This window comes from Nocardia transvalensis NBRC 15921 (assembly GCF_000308875.1).
Classification (GTDB): Bacteria; Actinomycetota; Actinomycetes; order Mycobacteriales; family Mycobacteriaceae; genus Nocardia; species Nocardia transvalensis.
Genome location: NZ_BAGL01000085.1, coordinates 70808 through 88163 on the forward strand (window position 1 = coordinate 70808; position 17356 = coordinate 88163).

The 17356-nt window shown below is 66.8% G+C and carries 19 protein-coding genes and 1 riboswitch; of the genes, 9 read left to right on the plus strand and 10 right to left on the minus strand.

Annotation, left to right across the window (positions count from 1 at the left end; genetic code table 11):
• Nucleotides 1-3: 3 nt before the first annotated feature.
• Nucleotides 4-882: a helix-turn-helix domain-containing protein gene (locus ON41_RS29740; protein WP_040751351.1), complete on the minus strand. Its 879-nt coding sequence runs from the start codon at nucleotides 880-882 to the stop codon at nucleotides 4-6.
• 178 nt (nucleotides 883-1060) lie between these two features.
• Between ON41_RS29740 and ON41_RS29745 the strand changes: the two genes are divergently transcribed.
• Genes ON41_RS29745 through ON41_RS29755 form a run of 3 tightly spaced genes read left to right on the plus strand, consistent with a single transcriptional unit; the run spans nucleotide 1061 to nucleotide 2496 of the window.
• Nucleotides 1061-1552, plus strand: coding sequence for a DUF4254 domain-containing protein (locus tag ON41_RS29745; RefSeq protein WP_051162759.1), 492 nt, complete (start codon nucleotides 1061-1063; stop codon nucleotides 1550-1552).
• Nucleotides 1527-2135 (plus strand): hypothetical protein, encoded by a 609-nt coding sequence (locus ON41_RS29750; RefSeq protein ID WP_040751352.1) that lies wholly within the window; start codon nucleotides 1527-1529, stop codon nucleotides 2133-2135. Before ON41_RS29745 ends, ON41_RS29750 begins: the two co-directional genes overlap by 26 nt.
• A 25-nt stretch (nucleotides 2136-2160) precedes the next feature.
• Nucleotides 2161-2496 (plus strand): YnfA family protein, encoded by a 336-nt coding sequence (locus ON41_RS29755; protein ID WP_040751353.1) that lies wholly within the window; start codon nucleotides 2161-2163, stop codon nucleotides 2494-2496.
• Here the strand turns inward: ON41_RS29755 and ON41_RS29760 are convergent, their stop codons facing one another.
• Complete coding sequence (locus tag ON41_RS29760) at nucleotides 2497-3093, minus strand: DUF2867 domain-containing protein (RefSeq protein ID WP_040751354.1); 597 nt, start codon at nucleotides 3091-3093, stop codon at nucleotides 2497-2499. It lies immediately after the preceding gene.
• 132 nt (nucleotides 3094-3225) lie between these two features.
• Here ON41_RS29760 and ON41_RS29765 point away from each other — a divergent pair, with 132 nt between their 5' ends.
• Nucleotides 3226-3735 carry a nitroreductase/quinone reductase family protein gene (locus ON41_RS29765; protein WP_040751356.1) on the plus strand — a complete coding sequence of 170 codons (510 nt, stop codon included), beginning with the start codon at nucleotides 3226-3228 and terminating at the stop codon, nucleotides 3733-3735.
• A gap of 235 nt (nucleotides 3736-3970) precedes the next feature.
• Here ON41_RS29765 and fgd read toward each other — a convergent pair whose 3' ends face one another.
• Nucleotides 3971-4978, minus strand: a complete 1008-nt coding sequence (gene fgd / locus ON41_RS29770) for a glucose-6-phosphate dehydrogenase (coenzyme-F420) (RefSeq protein ID WP_040751358.1) — start codon at nucleotides 4976-4978, stop codon at nucleotides 3971-3973.
• Nucleotides 4979-5168: 190 nt separating this feature from the next.
• On the opposite strand from fgd, the gene ON41_RS29775 reads away from it, so the two are divergent.
• Entirely contained in the window at nucleotides 5169-5927 is a 759-nt protein-coding gene (locus tag ON41_RS29775; protein WP_051162773.1) for an HAD-IIA family hydrolase, read from the plus strand.
• 118 nt (nucleotides 5928-6045) lie between these two features.
• Here ON41_RS29775 and ON41_RS29780 read toward each other — a convergent pair whose 3' ends face one another.
• Nucleotides 6046-6489: a MarR family winged helix-turn-helix transcriptional regulator gene (locus ON41_RS29780; protein WP_040751360.1), complete on the minus strand. Its 444-nt coding sequence runs from the start codon at nucleotides 6487-6489 to the stop codon at nucleotides 6046-6048.
• Nucleotides 6490-6500: 11 nt separating this feature from the next.
• The gene (locus ON41_RS29785; protein ID WP_218003577.1) at nucleotides 6501-7145 is read right to left on the minus strand and encodes a type 1 glutamine amidotransferase family protein; all 645 of its coding nucleotides are present in this window, start codon (nucleotides 7143-7145) and stop codon (nucleotides 6501-6503) included.
• A gap of 173 nt (nucleotides 7146-7318) precedes the next feature.
• Here ON41_RS29785 and nrdF point away from each other — a divergent pair, with 173 nt between their 5' ends.
• Nucleotides 7319-8284 (plus strand): class 1b ribonucleoside-diphosphate reductase subunit beta, encoded by a 966-nt coding sequence (gene nrdF / locus ON41_RS29790; RefSeq protein ID WP_040751362.1) that lies wholly within the window; start codon nucleotides 7319-7321, stop codon nucleotides 8282-8284.
• A gap of 4 nt (nucleotides 8285-8288) precedes the next feature.
• Here the strand turns inward: nrdF and ON41_RS29795 are convergent, their stop codons facing one another.
• From ON41_RS29795 to ON41_RS29805, 3 genes are all read right to left on the minus strand, one after another.
• Entirely contained in the window at nucleotides 8289-9509 is a 1221-nt protein-coding gene (locus tag ON41_RS29795) for an O-succinylhomoserine sulfhydrylase (RefSeq protein ID WP_040751363.1), read from the minus strand.
• Entirely contained in the window at nucleotides 9506-9928 is a 423-nt protein-coding gene (locus ON41_RS29800) for a rhodanese-like domain-containing protein (RefSeq protein WP_040751364.1), read from the minus strand. The genes ON41_RS29795 and ON41_RS29800 overlap by 4 nt, the downstream gene beginning before the upstream one ends.
• Before the next feature lie 17 nt (nucleotides 9929-9945).
• Nucleotides 9946-10065, minus strand: a riboswitch (SAM riboswitch).
• Nucleotides 10066-10110: 45 nt separating this feature from the next.
• The gene (locus tag ON41_RS29805; protein WP_040751365.1) at nucleotides 10111-10548 is read right to left on the minus strand and encodes an Rv0361 family membrane protein; all 438 of its coding nucleotides are present in this window, start codon (nucleotides 10546-10548) and stop codon (nucleotides 10111-10113) included.
• Between the two features lie 286 nt (nucleotides 10549-10834).
• Between ON41_RS29805 and ON41_RS29810 the strand changes: the two genes are divergently transcribed.
• From ON41_RS29810 to ON41_RS29820, 3 genes are all read left to right on the plus strand, one after another.
• Complete coding sequence (locus ON41_RS29810) at nucleotides 10835-12220, plus strand: FAD-dependent oxidoreductase (RefSeq protein WP_040751366.1); 1386 nt, start codon at nucleotides 10835-10837, stop codon at nucleotides 12218-12220.
• A 62-nt stretch (nucleotides 12221-12282) separates the two neighbouring features.
• The gene (locus tag ON41_RS29815) at nucleotides 12283-13155 is read left to right on the plus strand and encodes an amidohydrolase family protein (RefSeq protein ID WP_040751368.1); all 873 of its coding nucleotides are present in this window, start codon (nucleotides 12283-12285) and stop codon (nucleotides 13153-13155) included.
• Nucleotides 13156-13788: 633 nt separating this feature from the next.
• Nucleotides 13789-14799, plus strand: a complete 1011-nt coding sequence (locus tag ON41_RS29820) for an alpha/beta hydrolase (RefSeq protein ID WP_040751369.1) — start codon at nucleotides 13789-13791, stop codon at nucleotides 14797-14799.
• On the opposite strand, the gene ON41_RS29825 is transcribed toward ON41_RS29820, so the two are convergent.
• Nucleotides 14800-16233 (minus strand): wax ester/triacylglycerol synthase family O-acyltransferase, encoded by a 1434-nt coding sequence (locus ON41_RS29825; RefSeq protein WP_051162761.1) that lies wholly within the window; start codon nucleotides 16231-16233, stop codon nucleotides 14800-14802.
• Between the two features lie 108 nt (nucleotides 16234-16341).
• A complete protein-coding gene (locus ON41_RS29830) occupies nucleotides 16342-17310 on the minus strand; it encodes a purine-nucleoside phosphorylase (RefSeq protein WP_040751372.1) in 969 nt (322 codons plus the stop codon).
• Between the last annotated feature and the right edge of the window lie 46 nt (nucleotides 17311-17356).

A 17356-nucleotide genomic window follows, 5' to 3' on the forward strand; every position in this document is an offset into this window, starting at 1 on the left:
CGCTTACCTTAGCTTCTGCCTTCCGAGTCGACCGATCAAGTCGGCCGACTCTTTCTGGTCCAGCGCAATCGACCGCACCTGTTTGTACAGGTAGTCCATGTCGTTCACCCGCTTGGGTGTATCGATGATCTCACCGTATGCGGCGGATTCGACCCAACCCACCGTTGGTAGACGTCCGCTCTCGAAGTCCAGCAGGTGGAACGTCGCGGAGTTCAGGCCGGCGATCGCTGCGCCCGCCTCGTACGGGATCACCCGGACATCCAGCGTTCCGGGATGCCGTTCTATCAGTTCGACTAGATGCCGCAACTGTCCTCGATGCACCTGGGGACCACCGACCTGGTGCATCAACGCGGCCTCACCCATGACGATCGACAACTGCAACGGCTCCGGGCCGTCGAGGAGCCTCTGCCGCTGGAGGCGTGCACTGACGCGCTGTTCCACTTCGGTCGGCCGACCGGTTGTGACGATGGCCTTCATCAGAGCGCGGATGTAGTCCTCGGTCTGAAGCAAGCCGCTGACCACACTGTTCTCAAAGCTGCGAATGCTCTGCGCCCCGGCCTCCAACCCGTAGAACCGCATGAGTTGCTCGCTGAAGAGAGCCGAGTATTCGGCATAGGGATTGCGCCCCTTGGCAACGTCCCGCAGCGCCAGCAGCTCCGCCTGTTCATCGGCATCGAACTCGAGCAGGTTCAGGAGCGTCGTCAGCTTGTCCTCACTCAGGGTGCCTCGAACACCCCGTCCGCGGGTGAGCTTCGACCAGTACTGCTGACTGACATCCAACGCCTTGGGGATCGCGCCGGCCTTCAAACCACGTTCGTCGGCCCGATTGACGATGCGAAGCATAAGTTCCCAGCTCGCCACGGTGGGGGACGTACTTGCCATCTCAATCCTCTCATCCGGATGAGGCCGCGTTTACGATACAGCTCTCCCTTGCACAGGCACACCATCCGACGTACAAACATGTCCTTGATTGGTTGTAACAACTGGCGTAGCGTCTGCGCTAATCCACCAGTCGGTGCGTCATCTTCGAACACTTGCCGAGAGGATCGAGGAACGGACGATGAACAAGCTTCCGTCCAAGGAGATGCTTCTCGAAGCCTGTAGCGGCACAGTGCTATTCGGACATCCGGTCCTATCGGCCGCTTGCGAACTCGCCGCACTGCACGCCGCGCGCATGACGGCGTCGGACGAAGATCTCCCCGGGATCGACTGTGCAAGAGCGAAGTTGGTGCACTGCATCGATTGCTGGGTCTCGGCCAATATGCCGCTGCCGCGCGGGGCGGCGTACATGCATACGGAGACCGTGGGGATGGTTGTGGACCGGATCGGTCGATACTCCGTCGACGCCGAGGTCGCGCTCCGGAGCGATGTATCCGTCCTGCAACGCCACTACGTGTGGGAGCGATTAGCCGAGCTTGCGCTGGCGTACACCGATCTCGCGTTCGAGATCGGGGCCGGTCTGCGGAAGGTTCCGTTCCTCATCCACAACCACTCACAGCGGGATTCGACCGAGCAGGAGCACGATCTTGAACACCCCGGCATTCGAGAATGACCTGCTCGACCACATCCGCCGCCTCGGAGCCTGCGAATGCGCCGCCGTCGGCGCGGCCACCAACGCGCTGAGCGAGCGCGAAAAGGCAATCCTGGCAGCGCAACTCAGCAAGGTGGCCACCCACCTCGCGACGCGCGCCGGCAGTAGCGTCGGCCTGCCGCCGCCGGGCACGACGCCCGGTGCGGGTATCGACCGCATCGACCTCTCGGCGCAGTGGACCGCCCTGCCCGTCGCTCGAATCTTCGTGCACAACACGTTGATTCGATGGCAGTGGGGCGATGTTCTGATCGACGGTGAGTGCGCAGTCCAGGAGTTGATCACCGCGTTCGTCGCCGCCGTCGAGGCGTGTCCGCTCGGGTATCCGACGCGGATGACGCTGCGGCTGCGGGTTCTCTCGGCGGCGCGACTCGTCGTCGAGTTGCACGATTCCCCGGAGAATGCGCAGGTCATCATCGATTCCGGTCGCTTGATAACCGAATGCGTCGAGCGGATCAGTGTGCGGTGCGGACGGCACAGCGCGGGCGGGCGCACGGTGCTGTGGGCAGAACTCGGCCGCCCCGAGGTGTCGACGCGCTGGGCGTAGCGCGGCGGTGCGTAGGGTCCCGCCCATGACCGTCGTTCGTTCGATCCTGCTGTTCGTCATGGCCGCCGTCGCCGAGATCGGCGGGGCGTGGCTGATCTGGCAAGGCGTGCGCGAGCACCGCGGGTTGGCCTGGGTCGGCGCGGGGATCATCGCGCTGGGCCTCTACGGATTCGTCGCCACCTTGCAGCCCGACGCCAACTTCGGGCGCATCCTCGCCGCCTACGGCGGGGTGTTCGTCGCCGGATCGCTGGCCTGGGCCATGGCCTTGGACGGATTCCGGCCCGACCGGTGGGACATCACCGGCGCGGCGATCTGCCTGATCGGCGTCGCGGTCATCATGTACGCCCCGCGCACCGCGTAGTCACGAGATGTGCGAACCGGTGTCCCGCCGTCGCCACTGGCGCTCGATGCCCGACATCAGGCGCGGGTAGACCAGGGTGTAACGGAAGGGTTTGATGGCGGCCATGTAGAGGTGGCCGAGGAGGCCGTTCGGTTTCACCAGGACCGCCATCTGGCCGCGGTAGCCGCCGGATTCGTCTGGGACCCAGGCGATGTGCATGATGCCGTGCATGGTGCTGTTGGCGATTTCGGCGGCGTATTCGGAGTCGGTCAGATAGAGCGGGCGGAAGGGTTTGCCGGGGATCTCGGGGCCGCGCGGGCCGTCGCGGAGGTCGTCGGGCAGGCGGTCGCGCAGTGAGGGCACGCGGGCTTCGAGGCCGTGGCCGGGGGCGTCCCAGCCGAGCAGGGCGCCGAGTTTCCATCGGATCGCGAAGAGCAGGCGGAAGATCGGGGACTGCTGACCGGGGTCTTCGTCGGTGCTGACCAGATCGACCAGGCGGGGGAAGTCGTCGGGGCCGCCGGGGGTCGGCAGGGCCCAGACATCCTCGAGGGTGAAGTCGTGGGTGATCTCGTGAATCCGCCACGGCTGGGTGGTGTGCGCGGAACTCTCGATACGCATTCCGGCTCCCTTCTTCGTTCGATCGCGCTGAGTGCGGTGGGATCTATATAGAACACACACTCTAATTCATATGGAACAACCGCTCTACATATCCAGCGCGTGATCAGTGCCACGGCCTCTACGATCTCCCCCATGGCAGCACAGTTTCCGGACCGGCAATGGGGATCGCGCACGGGTCTGCTCTCGCGGATGGTGAGCCCGTTCGCGGCGACGAAGGCCGGATCGTTCGTGATCCGCACGCTGACGCCGCTGGATCGAAAAGTGCTGGAGCGCACCGCGGGTCGCTACACCGTGCTCGGTCCGGTGGGTGCGCCGGTCATCCTGTTGACCACCACCGGGCGCAAGTCCGGGGAGCCACGGACGAGTCCGCTGCTCTACGTCCACGACGGCGATGTGCTGTATGTGATCGGCAGCAACTTCGGACAGGCGCGACATCCGGCCTGGACAGGCAATCTACTGGCCGACGCGACCGGCACCGTGACCATCGCCGGGGAGCGAATTCCGGTGCAGGCGAAGCTGATCGAGGACGAGGAGAAGAAGCGGGAGATCTTCGAGCGCTTCGTCGAGACGAGCGAGGCGTATGCCGCCTACCGCACCCGCACCACGCGGGATCTACGGTTGTTCGCGCTTACTCGGGTGTGAGGTCCTGGTCGCCGAGAAAAGCGCTCGGCGACCAGGAAGGTGGTAGGACCTCACGACCAGGAAGGTGGTAGGACCTCACGACCAGGAGGGTAGTAGGACCTCACGACCAGGAGGGTAGTAGGACCTCACGACCAGGAGGGTAGTAGGACCTCACGACCAGGAGGGTGTTGCCCCTGGCCACCAGGAGAGGTTGTAGGTCCTGGCGGCCAGGAAGGCACCACAAGATTGTCGGGCGTTACAGGGCCCGCAGCCTGGGGGCCAGGTCGCGCTGGAAGAGGTCCAGGAAGCGGCGCTGGTCGTGGCCGGGGGCGTGGAAGACCAGGTGGTTGAGGCCCGCGTCGACGTAGGGCTTGACCTGGGCGACGGCCTCGTCGGGGTCGCTGGCGACGATCCAGCGCTTGGCGATCTGCTCGATCGGCAGCGCGTCGGCGGCGGCCTCCATCTCGATGGGGTCGGTGATGCTGTGCTTCTGCTCCGCGGTCAGCGACAACGGGGCCCAGAAGCGCGTATTCTCCAGCGCCAGTTCGGGATCCGTATCGTAGGAGATCTTGATCTCGATCATCCGGTCGATATCGTCGACCGTGCGCCCGGCCTTCGCGGCGCCCTCGCCGACCGCCGGCATGAGCTTCTCGGTGTAGAGATCCATGCCCTTGCCGGAGGTGCAGATGAAACCGTCTCCGGCGCGACCGGCGTACCGGGCCACCAGCGGACCGCCCGCGGCGACGTAGATCGGGATGCCGCCCTTCGGCACGTCGTAGATGGAGGCGCCGACGGTGGTGTAGTACTCGCCCTCGAAGGTGACCCGGTCGCCGGTCCACAGGGCCCGCATCAGGTCCACGGATTCGCGTAGCCGCGCGAACCGCTCCTTGAACTCCGGCCATTCGCCCTTGTAGCCGGTGGCGATCTCGTTGAGCGCCTCGCCCGTCCCGACACCCAGCATGATGCGGTCGGGATACAGGCAGCCCATGGTCGCGAACGCCTGCGCGATCACGGCCGGGTTGTACCGGAAGGTGGGGGTCAGCACCGAGGTGCCGAGCTGGATGCGCTTCGTGCGCTCGCCGACCGCGGTCATCCACGCCAGCGAGAACGGGGCATGCCCGCCCTCGTGCCGCCACGGCTGGAAGTGATCGCTGACCGTGGCACTGTCGAGCCCGTGCTCCTCGACGAGCACCCCGAGTTCCACCAGCTCACGGGGACCGAACTGTTCCGCCGACGCCTTGTACCCGAGCTTGAGTCCACTCACTGCGTCACTCCTGTCGCTGTCGCTCGTGCCGCGGGGCGTGCGCCCCGGGCCCTACTTCGAACATAGTCAGCGGTGTTCAACGGTGTGTGAATGGTCGCAACTTCCCGAGTTGTCCACATCCGATCAGTGAATAGCCCACAATTGGCTGGTGACTGCCGACGACGAGCCCATTCTGTCCTACCTCACCGATATGGACGGGGTCCTGGTGCACGAGGACCACCTGGTGCCCGGCGCGGACAAGTTCCTCGCGGAGCTGCAGGAGAGCGGCACCCCGTTCCTGGTGCTCACCAACAACTCCATCCGCACGCCGCGGGATCTCCAGGCCCGGCTGCGGCACTCCGGCCTGGACATCCCGGCCGAGGCGATCTGGACCTCCGCTCTGGCCACCGCGACCTTCCTGGACGAGCAGCGCCCCGGCGGCACCGCGTACGTGGTCGGCGAGTCCGGTCTCACCACCGCGCTGCACGAGATCGGCTACGTCCTCACCGACAGCGATCCGGACTACGTGGTGCTGGGCGAGACCCGCACGTACTCGTTCGAGGCGATCACCACGGCCATCCGCCTGGTCGAGCGCGGGGCCCGCTTCATCGCCACGAATCCGGACGCGACGGGCCCGTCCCGCGAGGGCGTCCTGCCCGCCACGGGTTCGGTCGCCGCCTTGATCACCCGGGCCACCGGCCGCGACCCGTACTACGTCGGCAAGCCGAATCCCCTGATGATGCGGTCCGCGCTGCGCCGCATCGGCGCGCATTCGCAGTCTTCGGTGATGATCGGCGACCGCATGGACACGGATGTGATCGCGGGCCTCGAGGCCGGTATGCGCACCATCCTGGTCACCTCGGGCATCTCCACCCGCGCCTCGGTCGAGCACTACCCGTACCGCCCGACCACCGTCATAGAGTCCGTCGCCGACCTGGTGGGGCGCACGGGCGACCCGTTCGCGTCCTGAGGGCTGTCGGTCGCCTGTGGCCCCGGCCAAAAGCATGCCGGGGAAGATAAGAGACCTTGTCCACGCGAGGCCCTTGTTTCCGGCGTGCTTTTGGCCGGAAACCATCGGTGAGTTCCCGCTAGTGCCCGATTCGTTCCAGGGCCGCGGAGAGACTTGTGAGTGCGTCGGCGATCTCGGCTAGCCGCTGCGTACCCAGTTCGGCCGCAAGGCGTTTCGCCATTTCGGCGTGCTGGGGGTCGATTCGGCGGACGGCCTCGTGGCCGACCTCGGTGATGGCGACGAGTTTGGCGCGGCGGTGGGCGGGGTTGGTGCGGTATTCGGCGAAGCCCTTGTCCACCAGGAGGTCTGCGACGCGCTGGACGCTCTGGCGGGTGATGCCCATCTCGCGGGCGATGCCGGCGACCGGGAGCGGGGCGCGCAGGATCGCGCCGAGCACCTGCCACCAGGCCACGGTGATACCGGCCGGGCGCGCCAATTCCTCGGCGACGGCGAGGAATTGGCCGTTCAGCTTGAAGGTCGTCACCGCGGCGGTGGCGAACAGGTCCTGGTCGGTGCGGGTCATGTCCCCTCCGGTCAGCGCGCGGCGGCTTCCGGCACCGCCCGCCGCTGCTCGTACTCGGCGAGTGTGTAGAAGCCCTGTGGATCGTTGTGACCGTACAGCGCGTACCAGGCATCGAGGACGTGCGGCTCGTAGACGCCCAGCCGGGCCAGGACGGCCCTGGCGAACTCCACCGGGCGCGTTCCGGTGGCCGTGATCAGGTCACTGTCCGCGACGGCGGGTTCCCGCAGGTAGTACTCGGAACCGGAATAGCCGCTCATGCCAAGGTAATTCGGGTCGTTGCTGGTGTGCGGCCGCGCGTCGAGCAGGCCCTCGGTTGCGAGTCCGAAGGTCGCGCCGCAGATGCCCGCCACCGGCACGCCCGCCGCGAGGAATTCGCGCGCCTTGTGCCCGAACGCCGCCAAGGCGCCCGCCTCCCAGGTGTCGGAGCCCGGCAGGATCAGCATCGCGCTGTCGGCCGGTGACAGCTCGCCGAGCACGACGTCCGGAACGACGCGCATCCCGCCGGCCGAGGTGACCGGCTCCGACGACGCACCCACGGTCAGCACCCGCCAGGTCCCCGGCTCGCGCTGCCACAGCGCCCGATTGACGTGCGCGGTGACATGCCCGACCTCCCAATCGGCGAAGGTGTCGTAGACGGCCATGTGCACTGTTTTCATCATGACAGCATGCTGTCATATTTGACAGTATGCTGTCAATAATCGAAGCGAACTCCCGTCCCGAGGAGCAGACTCGAGATAGAGGCACAACACGGCCACCGTCCGTAATTCGGGCTACCGAAATATAGTGTTAGCCTTACCGAACTACCCGTTTCCGCCGATCGGAGAGCCGCATGAGCACACTCGTCGACCGCGTGCACGCGATCAATTGGAACCGCCTGCCCGACCCCACCGACGCCGCGGTCTGGGACCGGCTGACCGGCAACTTCTGGTTGCCCGAGCGCGTCCCGCTGTCCAACGACCTGCACACCTGGGAGCAGCTGGCCCCGGCCGAACAACAGCTGACCACCCGGGTCTTCACCGGCCTCACCCTGCTGGACACCGCCCAGGCCACCGTGGGCGCGGTGGCGATGCTGGCCGATGCCCGCACGCCACACGAGGAGGCCGTGCTGACCAATATCGCCTTCATGGAGTCGGTGCACGCCAAGAGCTACAGCTCGATCTTCTCCACACTGTGCTCGACCCGGCAGATCGATGCGGCGTTCGACTGGTCCGAGGACAATCCGCACTTGCAGAACAAGGCGCGCATCATCGTCGACTACTACCGCGGTGACGACGCGCTGAAGCGCAAGGCCGCGTCGGTGATGCTGGAATCGTTCCTCTTCTATTCCGGCTTCTTCCTGCCGATGCGGTGGTCGGCGCGCGGAAAGCTCACCAACACAGCCGATCTCATCCGCCTCATCATCAGGGACGAGGCGGTGCACGGCTATTACATCGGGTACAAGTGCCGCCTCGGGGTCGAGGAACTGTCCGAGGCCGAGCGCACCGACCACCGGAACTACACCTACGAGCTACTGAACGCGTTGTACGCCAACGAGATCGGCTACGCCCACGATCTGTACGACGAGGTCGGCTGGACGGAGGAGGTGCTGCCGTTCATGCGCTTCAACGCCAATCGCGCGCTGGGCAACCTGGGCTACGAGCCCATGTTCGACCCGGAGGACTGCCGGGTGGACCCCGCGATTCTCGCCGCGCTCGATCCGGGCGCGGGCGAGAACCACGACTTCTTCTCCGGTTCCGGCAGTTCCTACGTCATCGGCAAGCAGCAGCAGACCGAGGACGCCGACTGGGACTTCTGAGCCGTCAGCTCAGCGCGTGGTCCAGATCCCCGAGCAGGTCCTCGACATCCTCGAGGCCGACCGAGACACGGACCACGCCGTCGGTGATCCCCACGGCCGCACGGCCTTCCGGGCCCATGGCCCGGTGTGTGGTGGTCGCCGGATGGGTGATCAGGGTCTTGGAATCGCCGAGATTGTTGGAGATGTCGATGATGCGCAGGCGGTTGAGCACCTCGAACGCGCGCTTCTTCGCCGCGTCGCCGCCACCGGTCGCGGCGAGTTCGAAGGTGACGACCGTGCCGCCGCCCGACATCTGATCCTGCGCCAGCAGGTACTGCGGATGCGACTCCAGGAACGGGTATTTCGTCCAGGAGACGCCGGGATGCCCCTCGAGGAATTCGGCGATCCGCAGGGCGGATTCCGCGGACCGGTGCACCCGCAGCGGCATGGTCTCCAGGCCCTTGAGCAGGGTCCACGCGTTGAACGGGCTCAGCGCCGGGCCGGTGTGCCGCATCAGATGCTTCACCGGGCCGTCGACGTAGTCCTGCGTGCCGAGGATCGCGCCGCCGAGCACCCGGCCCTGACCATCGATGTGCTTGGTGCCCGAATACACCACGACATCGGCCCCGAGATCCAGGCTGCGTTGCAGTAGCGGGGTGGCGAAGACGTTGTCCAGCACCACTTTCGCCCCGGCGGCATGCGCCAGCTCGGAGACCCGCCGCACATCCACCAGGGTCTGCATCGGGTTGGACGGGGTCTCGAAGAAGACGGCCTGGGTGGGCTTCGACAGCGCCTCCTCCCACTGCGCGAGATCCTCGCCGTCGACGAAGACGGTCTCCACGCCCCAGCGCGGCAGGATCTCGTTGCAGACCACGAAACAGGAACCGAACAGGCTGCGCGCCGCGACCAGCCGGTCGCCGTTGCCCAGCAGCGCGCCCAGCGCGGTGAACACGGCCGACATGCCGCTGGCGGTCGCGAAACACGCCTCCGCGCCCTCGAGCAGGCGCATCCGCTCCTCGAACATGGCGACCGTCGGGTTGCCGTAGCGCGAGTACACGAAATGCTCGACATCGCCGGTGAACGCGGCCTCGGCCGCCTCGGCGCTCTCGTAGACGAATCCGGAGGACAGGTACAGCGCCTCGGAGGTCTCCTCGAATCCGGATCGCCGCAGCCCGCCGCGCACGCCCAGCGTGGCCGGGCCGACGCCCTCGGGCAGCGGCTTGTCGAATGCGCCGCCGGTGATCACGACTGCCTCCACGGCAGGCCCAGCGCGCGCCAGCCGGCGCCGCCGCGGTGACCGTGCGCGTCCAGCGGGCCCTCGAAACCCTCGAGCACGTTGAACGACGGCGCGAAACCGGCGCCCGTCGCCGCGGTCGCCGCGCCGATGGACCGCTGCCCGGAGCGGCACAGGAAGATCACCGGGGCGTCGGTATCCGGCGCGCGCCCGGCCAGCGCCTGCTTCAACTGATCCACGAACGCCGCGTTCGGCGCGCCCGTCCCGTCGACCCATTCGATCAGCGCGGTCGGCCGATCGATCGAGCTGGTGTCCGGCACGCCCACGAACCGCCACTCGGCCTCGGTCCGCACGTCCACGAGGACGGCATCGGGGTTGTCGCGCAACAGATCCCACGCCTGCTGTGGGGTGATGTCGCCTGCATACGTCACTACTCACACCTCCTGAGAATCCGCACTTGCCGCGCCGAGGAGACTTCGGCGCGAGGCCAGGTCGTCACCCGGAGCACCCCACCGCGGAGGAGGGTTGCCGACCAGCGAGCCGGGGCTTGGCGCTGGCGCTCATGACCTGGATTGAGAGTGCCTGGACACAAGGTCGCATGTCAAACACCAATTCACGGCCGATCGCAGACCAGCCAGCCCTCGTCGCCGCGGGCCAGATTCCAGGTCGAGGTCGTCTCGTGGCCGTCGATCCGGCTCGTCACCGTGGCTCGTGCATGGTCGCCCTCGGGGACGGCGTCGGTGACCCGCACGATCTCGACCTTCTTGCCGACCGCGTCCGGGCCCAACGGCGAACGGCCCGCATCGAATCCGGCGCACGCGGTGGTCGCGCGCCGCGCCGCGTCCGAATCCTCCTGGGCGGTCGCGAAATTGCGCGCGGCGATCGCGATCCGATCGGAATCTGTGACATTGTTCTCAACCGGCCGGGCCACCGCGAGGGCCACGATGCCGCCGACAACCAGTACCGCCACCACCGCGGCCGCGAGGAACGGAACGGGTGATCGGCTGGTGTCGCGCTGGTCGATCGGGGTCGGGTCGTCCGCGTCGGTCATGGGTCGATCATCCCTGGTCGATGCTGGTGTCGCAGATCACACCCGCATTTCCCGGCGGATCCCGGGAATAACGCCCGCGGCTGTCACCGATAGAATCGACAGATGCCCCGGCCCAGGCCAGGTACGAACCACGTCTCGCGCGGCAAAGAAGCAGCTACGAGCGGATAGCGGATCGGCAGGGTGCAGCCCGGCCCATACGTCAACTTAGCCTAAGCTAAGAAGGACGGCTGAATACTACGGCTGAGTACAAGACGACAGAGTTCTCGACCAGAGGGTGCGCGTAAGAATGACGGAATACAGTGCGACCAACCCACTCCGCATTGCGATCGTGGGCGCCGGACCGGCCGGAATCTACGCCGCCGATGCCCTGATGAAGTCCGATGCCGAGGTGGCCATCGACCTGTACGAGCGGATGCCCGCACCGTTCGGGCTGATTCGCTACGGCGTCGCTCCGGACCACCCGCGCATCAAGGGCATCATCACCGCACTGCACAAGGTGCTCGACAAGCCGCAGGTGCGCCTGCTCGGCAATATCGACTACGGCACCGACATCACGCTGGCCGATATGCGCCAGTTCTACGACGCGGTGATCTTCTCCACCGGCGCCAACGCCGACCGGGCGCTGCCCGTCCCGGGTATCGACCTGGACGGCTCCTACGGCGCCGCCGACTTCGTGTCCTGGTACGACGGCCACCCCGACGTACCGCGGAGCTGGCCGCTGGAGGCCGAGAAGGTCGCGGTCCTCGGCGTCGGCAACGTCGCGCTCGATGTGGCGCGCGTGCTCGCCAAGACCGGCGAGGAGCTGCTGCCGACCGAGATCCCGCCGAACGTCTACGAGGGCCTCAAGAACAACAAGGCCGTCGAGGTGCACGTCTTCGGCCGCCGCGGTCCCGCGCAGGCCAAGTTCACCCCGCTGGAGCTGCGCGAGCTGGACCACTCGCCGAATATCGAGGTCATCGTCGACCCCGAGGACATCGACTACGACGAGGGCTCCGAGGCCGCGCGCCGCCACTCCAAGCAGGTCGACATGGTCTGCAACACCCTCGAGCAGTGGGCGATCCGCGATGTCGGCGACCGCCCGCACAAACTGTTCCTGCACTTCTTCGAGTCCCCGCACGAGATCGTCGGCGAGGACGGCACGGTCGTCGGGCTGCGCACCGAGCGCACCCAGCTCGACGGCACCGGCAATGTGAAGGGCACCGGCGTCTACCGCGACTGGGACGTGTCGGCGGTCTACCGCGCGGTCGGCTACCTGTCGCAGAACATCCCCCAGCTGCCGTTCGACGAGCAGGCCGGCACCGTGCCCAACGAGGCCGGGCGCGTCCTGGTCGACGAGGACGCCGACGGCGCCGACCGGTTCATGCCCGGCACCTACGTCACCGGCTGGATCAAGCGCGGCCCGGTCGGCCTCATCGGCCACACCAAGGGCGACGCCAACGAGACCATCGCCTGCCTGCTGGACGATGCGGCGAACTTCGAGCCCGCCACCGAGCGCGATGCCGACGCGGTCACGAAGTGGCTGGAAGAGAAGGGCATCCCGTTCACCACCTGGGCCGGCTGGTACCGGCTCGACGCGCACGAGCGGTCCCTCGGTGAACCCCAGGGCCGCGAGCGCGTCAAGGTCGTCGAGCGTCACGAGATGCTCGCGGCGAGCGAACCGCACAAAATCTGAAAATACCTCGGGCCGTCACCACGGCTTACGCAAATGTCACCGTCGTGAGGCATGCTGATCACGTGTTCGATGCCCATGTCCACCTGATCGATCCGCGGTATCCGCTGACCGAGAACGAGGGCTACCTGCCGGAGCCCTTCACCATCGCCGACTACCGAAAGCGCATGTCGCGCTTCGATGTCGACGGTGGTGCGGTGGTCAGCGCGTCGTTCCAGCGCACCGATACGGGGTTCATGCGCGCCGCGCTGGCCGAGCTGGGCCCGAATTGGGCCGGGGTGGTGAACCCGAATCCGGACGCCTCCGACGAGGAGATCGCCGATCTGGACCGCGCGGGCGTGCGCGCGCTGCGATTCAACCTCAAGCGGGCCGCCGGGGATATCGTCACGCTGACCATGGAGGCGCTGCGCGCGCACGATATCGCCGGCTGGCACGTGGAGCTGTATATCGACGGGTCCATGCTGGGCTCGCTGGAGCCGGTGATCTCCAAGCTGCCGGTGCTCTCGATCGACCACCTGGGCATGTCCGACGACTGCCTGCCGTACCTGCTGAACCTGGTCGACCGGGGCGCCCGGGTGAAGGCGTCCGGCTTCGGCCGTGTCTCGATGAATATCGTCTCGGCGCTGCGCCGGATCCACGCGGTCAATCCCGAGGCGCTCATGTTCGGCTCCGATCTGCCGGGCACCCGGGCGGGCCGGCCCTTCCGGGCCTCCGATATCGAGCTGATCGCCGATGCCATCGGCACCGATATGTACAAGGTCCTCGAGGACAACGCGCGGGCCTTCTACCGGCTGCCGGCGAAGGTGCGGGCGGTGCACGAGGAGCCCGCGCCCACCCTGCCCATCCTCCGGGCGGCCGAGCCGCCGACGCTTCGGCTCAACCGGTCGGAGTTGCCGGGGCGGGCGGATACGACCATCCCGCTGCGCATCGTCGAGTAGGCGAAGTCCGTGCGGGGCAACAGGTCTCGCGCCTGATTCACACCCTCCTTTTTTCGGCACGTGCCGACACCCCGTTGCCCCACTGTTGCCTCAAGCGCACTGGTCGCCCGTCCAAGATATTTAGAGGATTCTCTTGCTCTAAATAACGACTTGCTGCTATGTTGCCTGGGTCACCATCTATACACGATTGTGACCTTCCTCTCGACCGTGGAGATCGCCGGTCGAGGAAGTTCGCACGCTCACAAAGGAGTTTCACTATGGGTTCGCTGAGCGACCTTATCGGCGCGCTGATTCCGGCCCTGGGTTCCGCGGCGGCGGGTGACGGACTGTGGGATGTCTTCCTCGGCTCACTCGGAAACATCGTCAAGTAGACGCGCCTCCAGAACCAACAAAAGCCCCACAACAGAAAAAACAGGAGTTACACATGGGATCGCTCATCGACATTCTCGGCCTGGGAACCGCCAGTGCGGGCTCGATCGGCACGAATATCGTGAATGCGCTGATCAGCCTCAGCGGCGGAACACCGGCCGCCGGCAAGTAATTCGACGACCGGCGGGCGGGGCGCACTCGATGCCTGCGAGTGCGCCTCGCCGTCGGGCTTGTGACCTATTCGCGTATCCCGAGGAATATCCGTTGCGCCGCTTCGCCTCTCTGGTCGCCGCCGTCGCGGCATTCGCCCTGTCGTGGATTATCGCCGCACCGGCGACGCCGGCCGCCGAGGCACGACTCGTCAGCGAGAATGCGGGCCCCGGAAGGCTTGTCGACCTCACCGTCCATTCACCCGCCATGGATCGCGATGTGCGACTACAGGTATTGCGCCCGGACGATACGAATACCCCTGCCCCGACGCTGTATCTGCTGAACGGCGCGGGCGGAGGCGAAGACGCGGCAACCTGGCTGGAACGCACCGATGCGGCCGACTTCTTCGCCGACAAACACGTCAATGTCGTGATTCCCACGGAAGGCGCATTCAGCTACTACACCGACTGGCAGCGCCCGGACGCCGGCCTGGCCAAGAAATTGGGGAACAACGGCCGGAACATGTGGTCGACCTTCCTCACCCGGGAACTGCCGCCGCTGATCGATGCCGCCTTCGGGACGACCGGCCGGAACGCGGTCGCGGGGATATCCATGGCCGGGACCTCCGTCCTCGACCTCGCGATGGAATCGCCCGATCTGTACAGCAGCGTCGCCGCGTACAGCGGCTGCGCCATGACCAGCGACCCGCTCGGGGCGGCGGCCGTGACACTGGTCGTCGGACTGGGTGGCGGCGACGCGAAGAATATGTGGGGCCCGAACGGCGGCGAGGGCTGGCGCGAGCACGACCCGTACCTGCACGCGGACCGGCTTCCGCCCATTCCGATGTACATCTCCAGCGGCACCGGATTACCGGGCCGGCACGACAGCCTGGCCGATCCGACGGTCGACTACAGCACCCGGATGCTGGCGAATCAGGTATTGCTCGGCGGCGGAATCGAATCCGCGGCGAACTACTGCACCACCAAACTCGCCGAGCGCACCCGTGAACTCGGCCGCACCGACATCACCTATGCCTTTCATCCGACCGGCACCCATTCGTGGGGTTATTGGCAGGAGGACCTGCACCGGTCCTGGCCGATGATGGCCGCGTCGATGGGCCTCTGATTACGCACCGATCGCCGCGCGCAGCTGCCGGAAGGACCTGAACAGCAGTTCCCGGTAGCGCTCCGGGTCGGGCAGCATTGCGGGATCGGCACTCACCGAGATCACCAGATCCGCGCCCTGCGAGGTGATCAGGTGCCGCAGGCCGTCACCGTCCATGACCGGCAGCACCCCGAAGACACCGGCCACCGGCATCCCCAGGAATTCGAGCCGCTCGCTCACCGGCGGCACATTGCTGATCGTGGTGTTGGTCAGCGGAACCGTGGCGACGCCGTCGAAAACCCGTCGCGCCCTGGCCCATCCGGCCAGCCGTAACAACCAGGCCGGGGAGGTTTCCACGCGGGATTCGCGGCGGATCACCGCGGCGTCGCGGTAGCGCAGTTTCTCGTCCCGCGCGGAGGACCGGATCGCCCGCAGTCGTTCCAGCGGATCGGCGATTCCGGTGTGCAGATCCACCGACATCTGGCACAGCCGATTCGCCGAATTCCACGGTGCGATACCGCGCATCGAGATCGGGACCATGGCGGCCAGGGATTCCGGCGGCGTCTCCCCTCGCTCGGCGAGATAGTCGGCGAGCGCGCCGGAGACCACGGCGAGCAGGAGGTCGTTGACGGTAACCCGTTCGGCGAACACGGATTTCACCTCGAGGATGTCGTGCAGCGGAAAGGTCACCAGGTCGAAGGCGAGGTCCGGGCCCACGCCGCGATTGAATCGGGTGGCGGGCCGGTGGGCGACCGGCTCACGAACGGCGCTCGCCGCCACCTCCGCGGCGGCGGCGCGAGTGCGCGCCAGTCCCCTGACGAAACGCACGCACCGGAAGGGCAGCAGACCCAGTCCGCGAACCGCCGCGGCCGGGGCCGACCAGGACCCGATATCGCCGGCCGGATCGGCGGGCAGTACCTCGTTGCCGCCGAACAACGTCAGCTCCAGTTGCCGCGTGGCAACTCCGTCACCGACGCTGTGATGGAATTTGAGGACGACGATCGTCACCGCGGGCCGGCCCGGAAAGTCCGTGACCTTTCCGAAGAGGTGCAACTCCCACGGCGGACGCGAAAGATCCATCCGTGTACCGGTGATCTCGGAGATTCGCCGACGGACATCGGCCCATTCCGAATACTCGGGCCCGTATGCGGTCACATGCTCACGGATATCGAAGGCGGCGTCGGGCACCCAGTAAGGCATATCGATATCGCCCGGTACCCGCGCCAGCCGCCGACGGAAAAGCGGCGAGAATCCGAGGCGGTCGCGCATCCATCCGACCGCGCTCTCGTAATCCGGCGACGCGGTATCCGTCGCATCGAAAACGTAGGCCGCGACGATGTTCGACGGATGCCGCTCGAATTCGTCGTAGACGAACACGGCATCACGCGGCATCAGCTGCTCGGCGGTAAGGCGGGACCGAGCGGTCACGGAATCGCCGGCCGCTGTCGTTCTCATAATGCACCGGCTCCTACCCGTCGGGCGGCGGCAGCGCACTATCGATGCCCGGAATTCACGCCCGAATCGGAGTATACCGGCGCACCGGGGACCGCGAATTCCCTTCGCTCAATCGAGCCCGGGATGCTGTATCAGGTATTCGGCGGCGGCCAGGCCCACGCGATAGGCGTTCTCTATGGACAGCGGGAAACCCGGCGAATATCCGCCGTGCTCCACCGCGTCCAGCACCTGCCCGACCGTCTGGCCGGGGTGCGGCTGATCGAAGTTGCTGGCGGTGCGCAGGTTCACGTACCGGTCGAGCTTCCCGGCGCGGGCGAGCGCGGCCGCGGTGCCGTTGTCCTCCATCTGGGTGGTGCAGTAGCGGCCACGGCCGCCGGTGTACAGGCCGACGATGTAGGCCGCCTTGGCCGACGCCTCCGGGCCGTTGAAGAAATTGTCCCCCGTGGCCGTATCACACTGGGTGACAGCGGGTTTCGGATTTCCCTGCTGCTGCGGATACTCCGCGCGGGCGCGGGCGGCGTCGTCGCTGTCGGCGAGGGCGACATCCTTGGTGTTGCGGTAGACCGCGTCGACGAGCCGGCCGTCCAGCTCGTACATCTGGGTGCTCGGATTCGAATGCGGGACATAGCCGTGGGGAACACCGGGATCGTCCTGCGGCAGCACGTGGTGGCCGAGATCGACGTCGACGACCCAGCGCGCCCACGCGGCGAAGCCGAGCGTTCCGGCATCGGGCGGGGTGCCCGCGATGCCCGCGGTGACGAAGTACGCGTCGTCGAAGTTCAGGCGCGAGCCGGCCAGGACGGCCTCGGTGGACAGCGAGGCGTTCACCTTGCCCATATCCGTCACCATCAGGCACAAACCGGAATCGTTGCAGCGCACCGGCGTTCGCACACCCGGCACCGCGATTTCGTGCGTCCAGCGCTGCTTCTCCACCCAGGGCTTCGCCTCGGGGTCGAACATCGTCACGACCATGGCCTTGACCGCCACCCGATCGTCGGCGGAGTCGCCGCCGCATCCGGCGGCCGCCAGTGCCACCGCGAGCCCCGCTGCCGCGAGGCCGAAAGCCCTGCTGAACACCCCGTCCTCCTGCCATCGCCGACGTACCCGCTCAGACGGTAGAAGC

Excerpts from the sequence above, each read along its gene's own strand:
- nrdF (WP_040751362.1), top strand. The coding sequence starts at position 7,319 with ATGAGCACACTCGTCGACCGCGTGCACGCGATCAATTGGAACCGCCTG.
- ON41_RS29740 (WP_040751351.1), bottom strand. The coding sequence starts at position 882 with ATGGCAAGTACGTCCCCCACCGTGGCGAGCTGGGAACTTATGCTTCGC.
- ON41_RS29810 (WP_040751366.1), top strand. The coding sequence starts at position 10,835 with ATGACGGAATACAGTGCGACCAACCCACTCCGCATTGCGATCGTGGGC.
- ON41_RS29760 (WP_040751354.1), bottom strand. The coding sequence starts at position 3,093 with ATGCGTATCGAGAGTTCCGCGCACACCACCCAGCCGTGGCGGATTCAC.
- ON41_RS29745 (WP_051162759.1), top strand. The coding sequence starts at position 1,061 with ATGAACAAGCTTCCGTCCAAGGAGATGCTTCTCGAAGCCTGTAGCGGC.
- ON41_RS29825 (WP_051162761.1), bottom strand. The coding sequence starts at position 16,233 with ATGAGAACGACAGCGGCCGGCGATTCCGTGACCGCTCGGTCCCGCCTT.
- ON41_RS29805 (WP_040751365.1), bottom strand. The coding sequence starts at position 10,548 with ATGACCGACGCGGACGACCCGACCCCGATCGACCAGCGCGACACCAGC.
- ON41_RS29765 (WP_040751356.1), top strand. The coding sequence starts at position 3,226 with ATGGCAGCACAGTTTCCGGACCGGCAATGGGGATCGCGCACGGGTCTG.
- ON41_RS29785 (WP_218003577.1), bottom strand. The coding sequence starts at position 7,145 with ATGAAAACAGTGCACATGGCCGTCTACGACACCTTCGCCGATTGGGAG.
- ON41_RS29775 (WP_051162773.1), top strand. The coding sequence starts at position 5,169 with ATGGACGGGGTCCTGGTGCACGAGGACCACCTGGTGCCCGGCGCGGAC.
- ON41_RS29755 (WP_040751353.1), top strand. The coding sequence starts at position 2,161 with ATGACCGTCGTTCGTTCGATCCTGCTGTTCGTCATGGCCGCCGTCGCC.
- ON41_RS29780 (WP_040751360.1), bottom strand. The coding sequence starts at position 6,489 with ATGACCCGCACCGACCAGGACCTGTTCGCCACCGCCGCGGTGACGACC.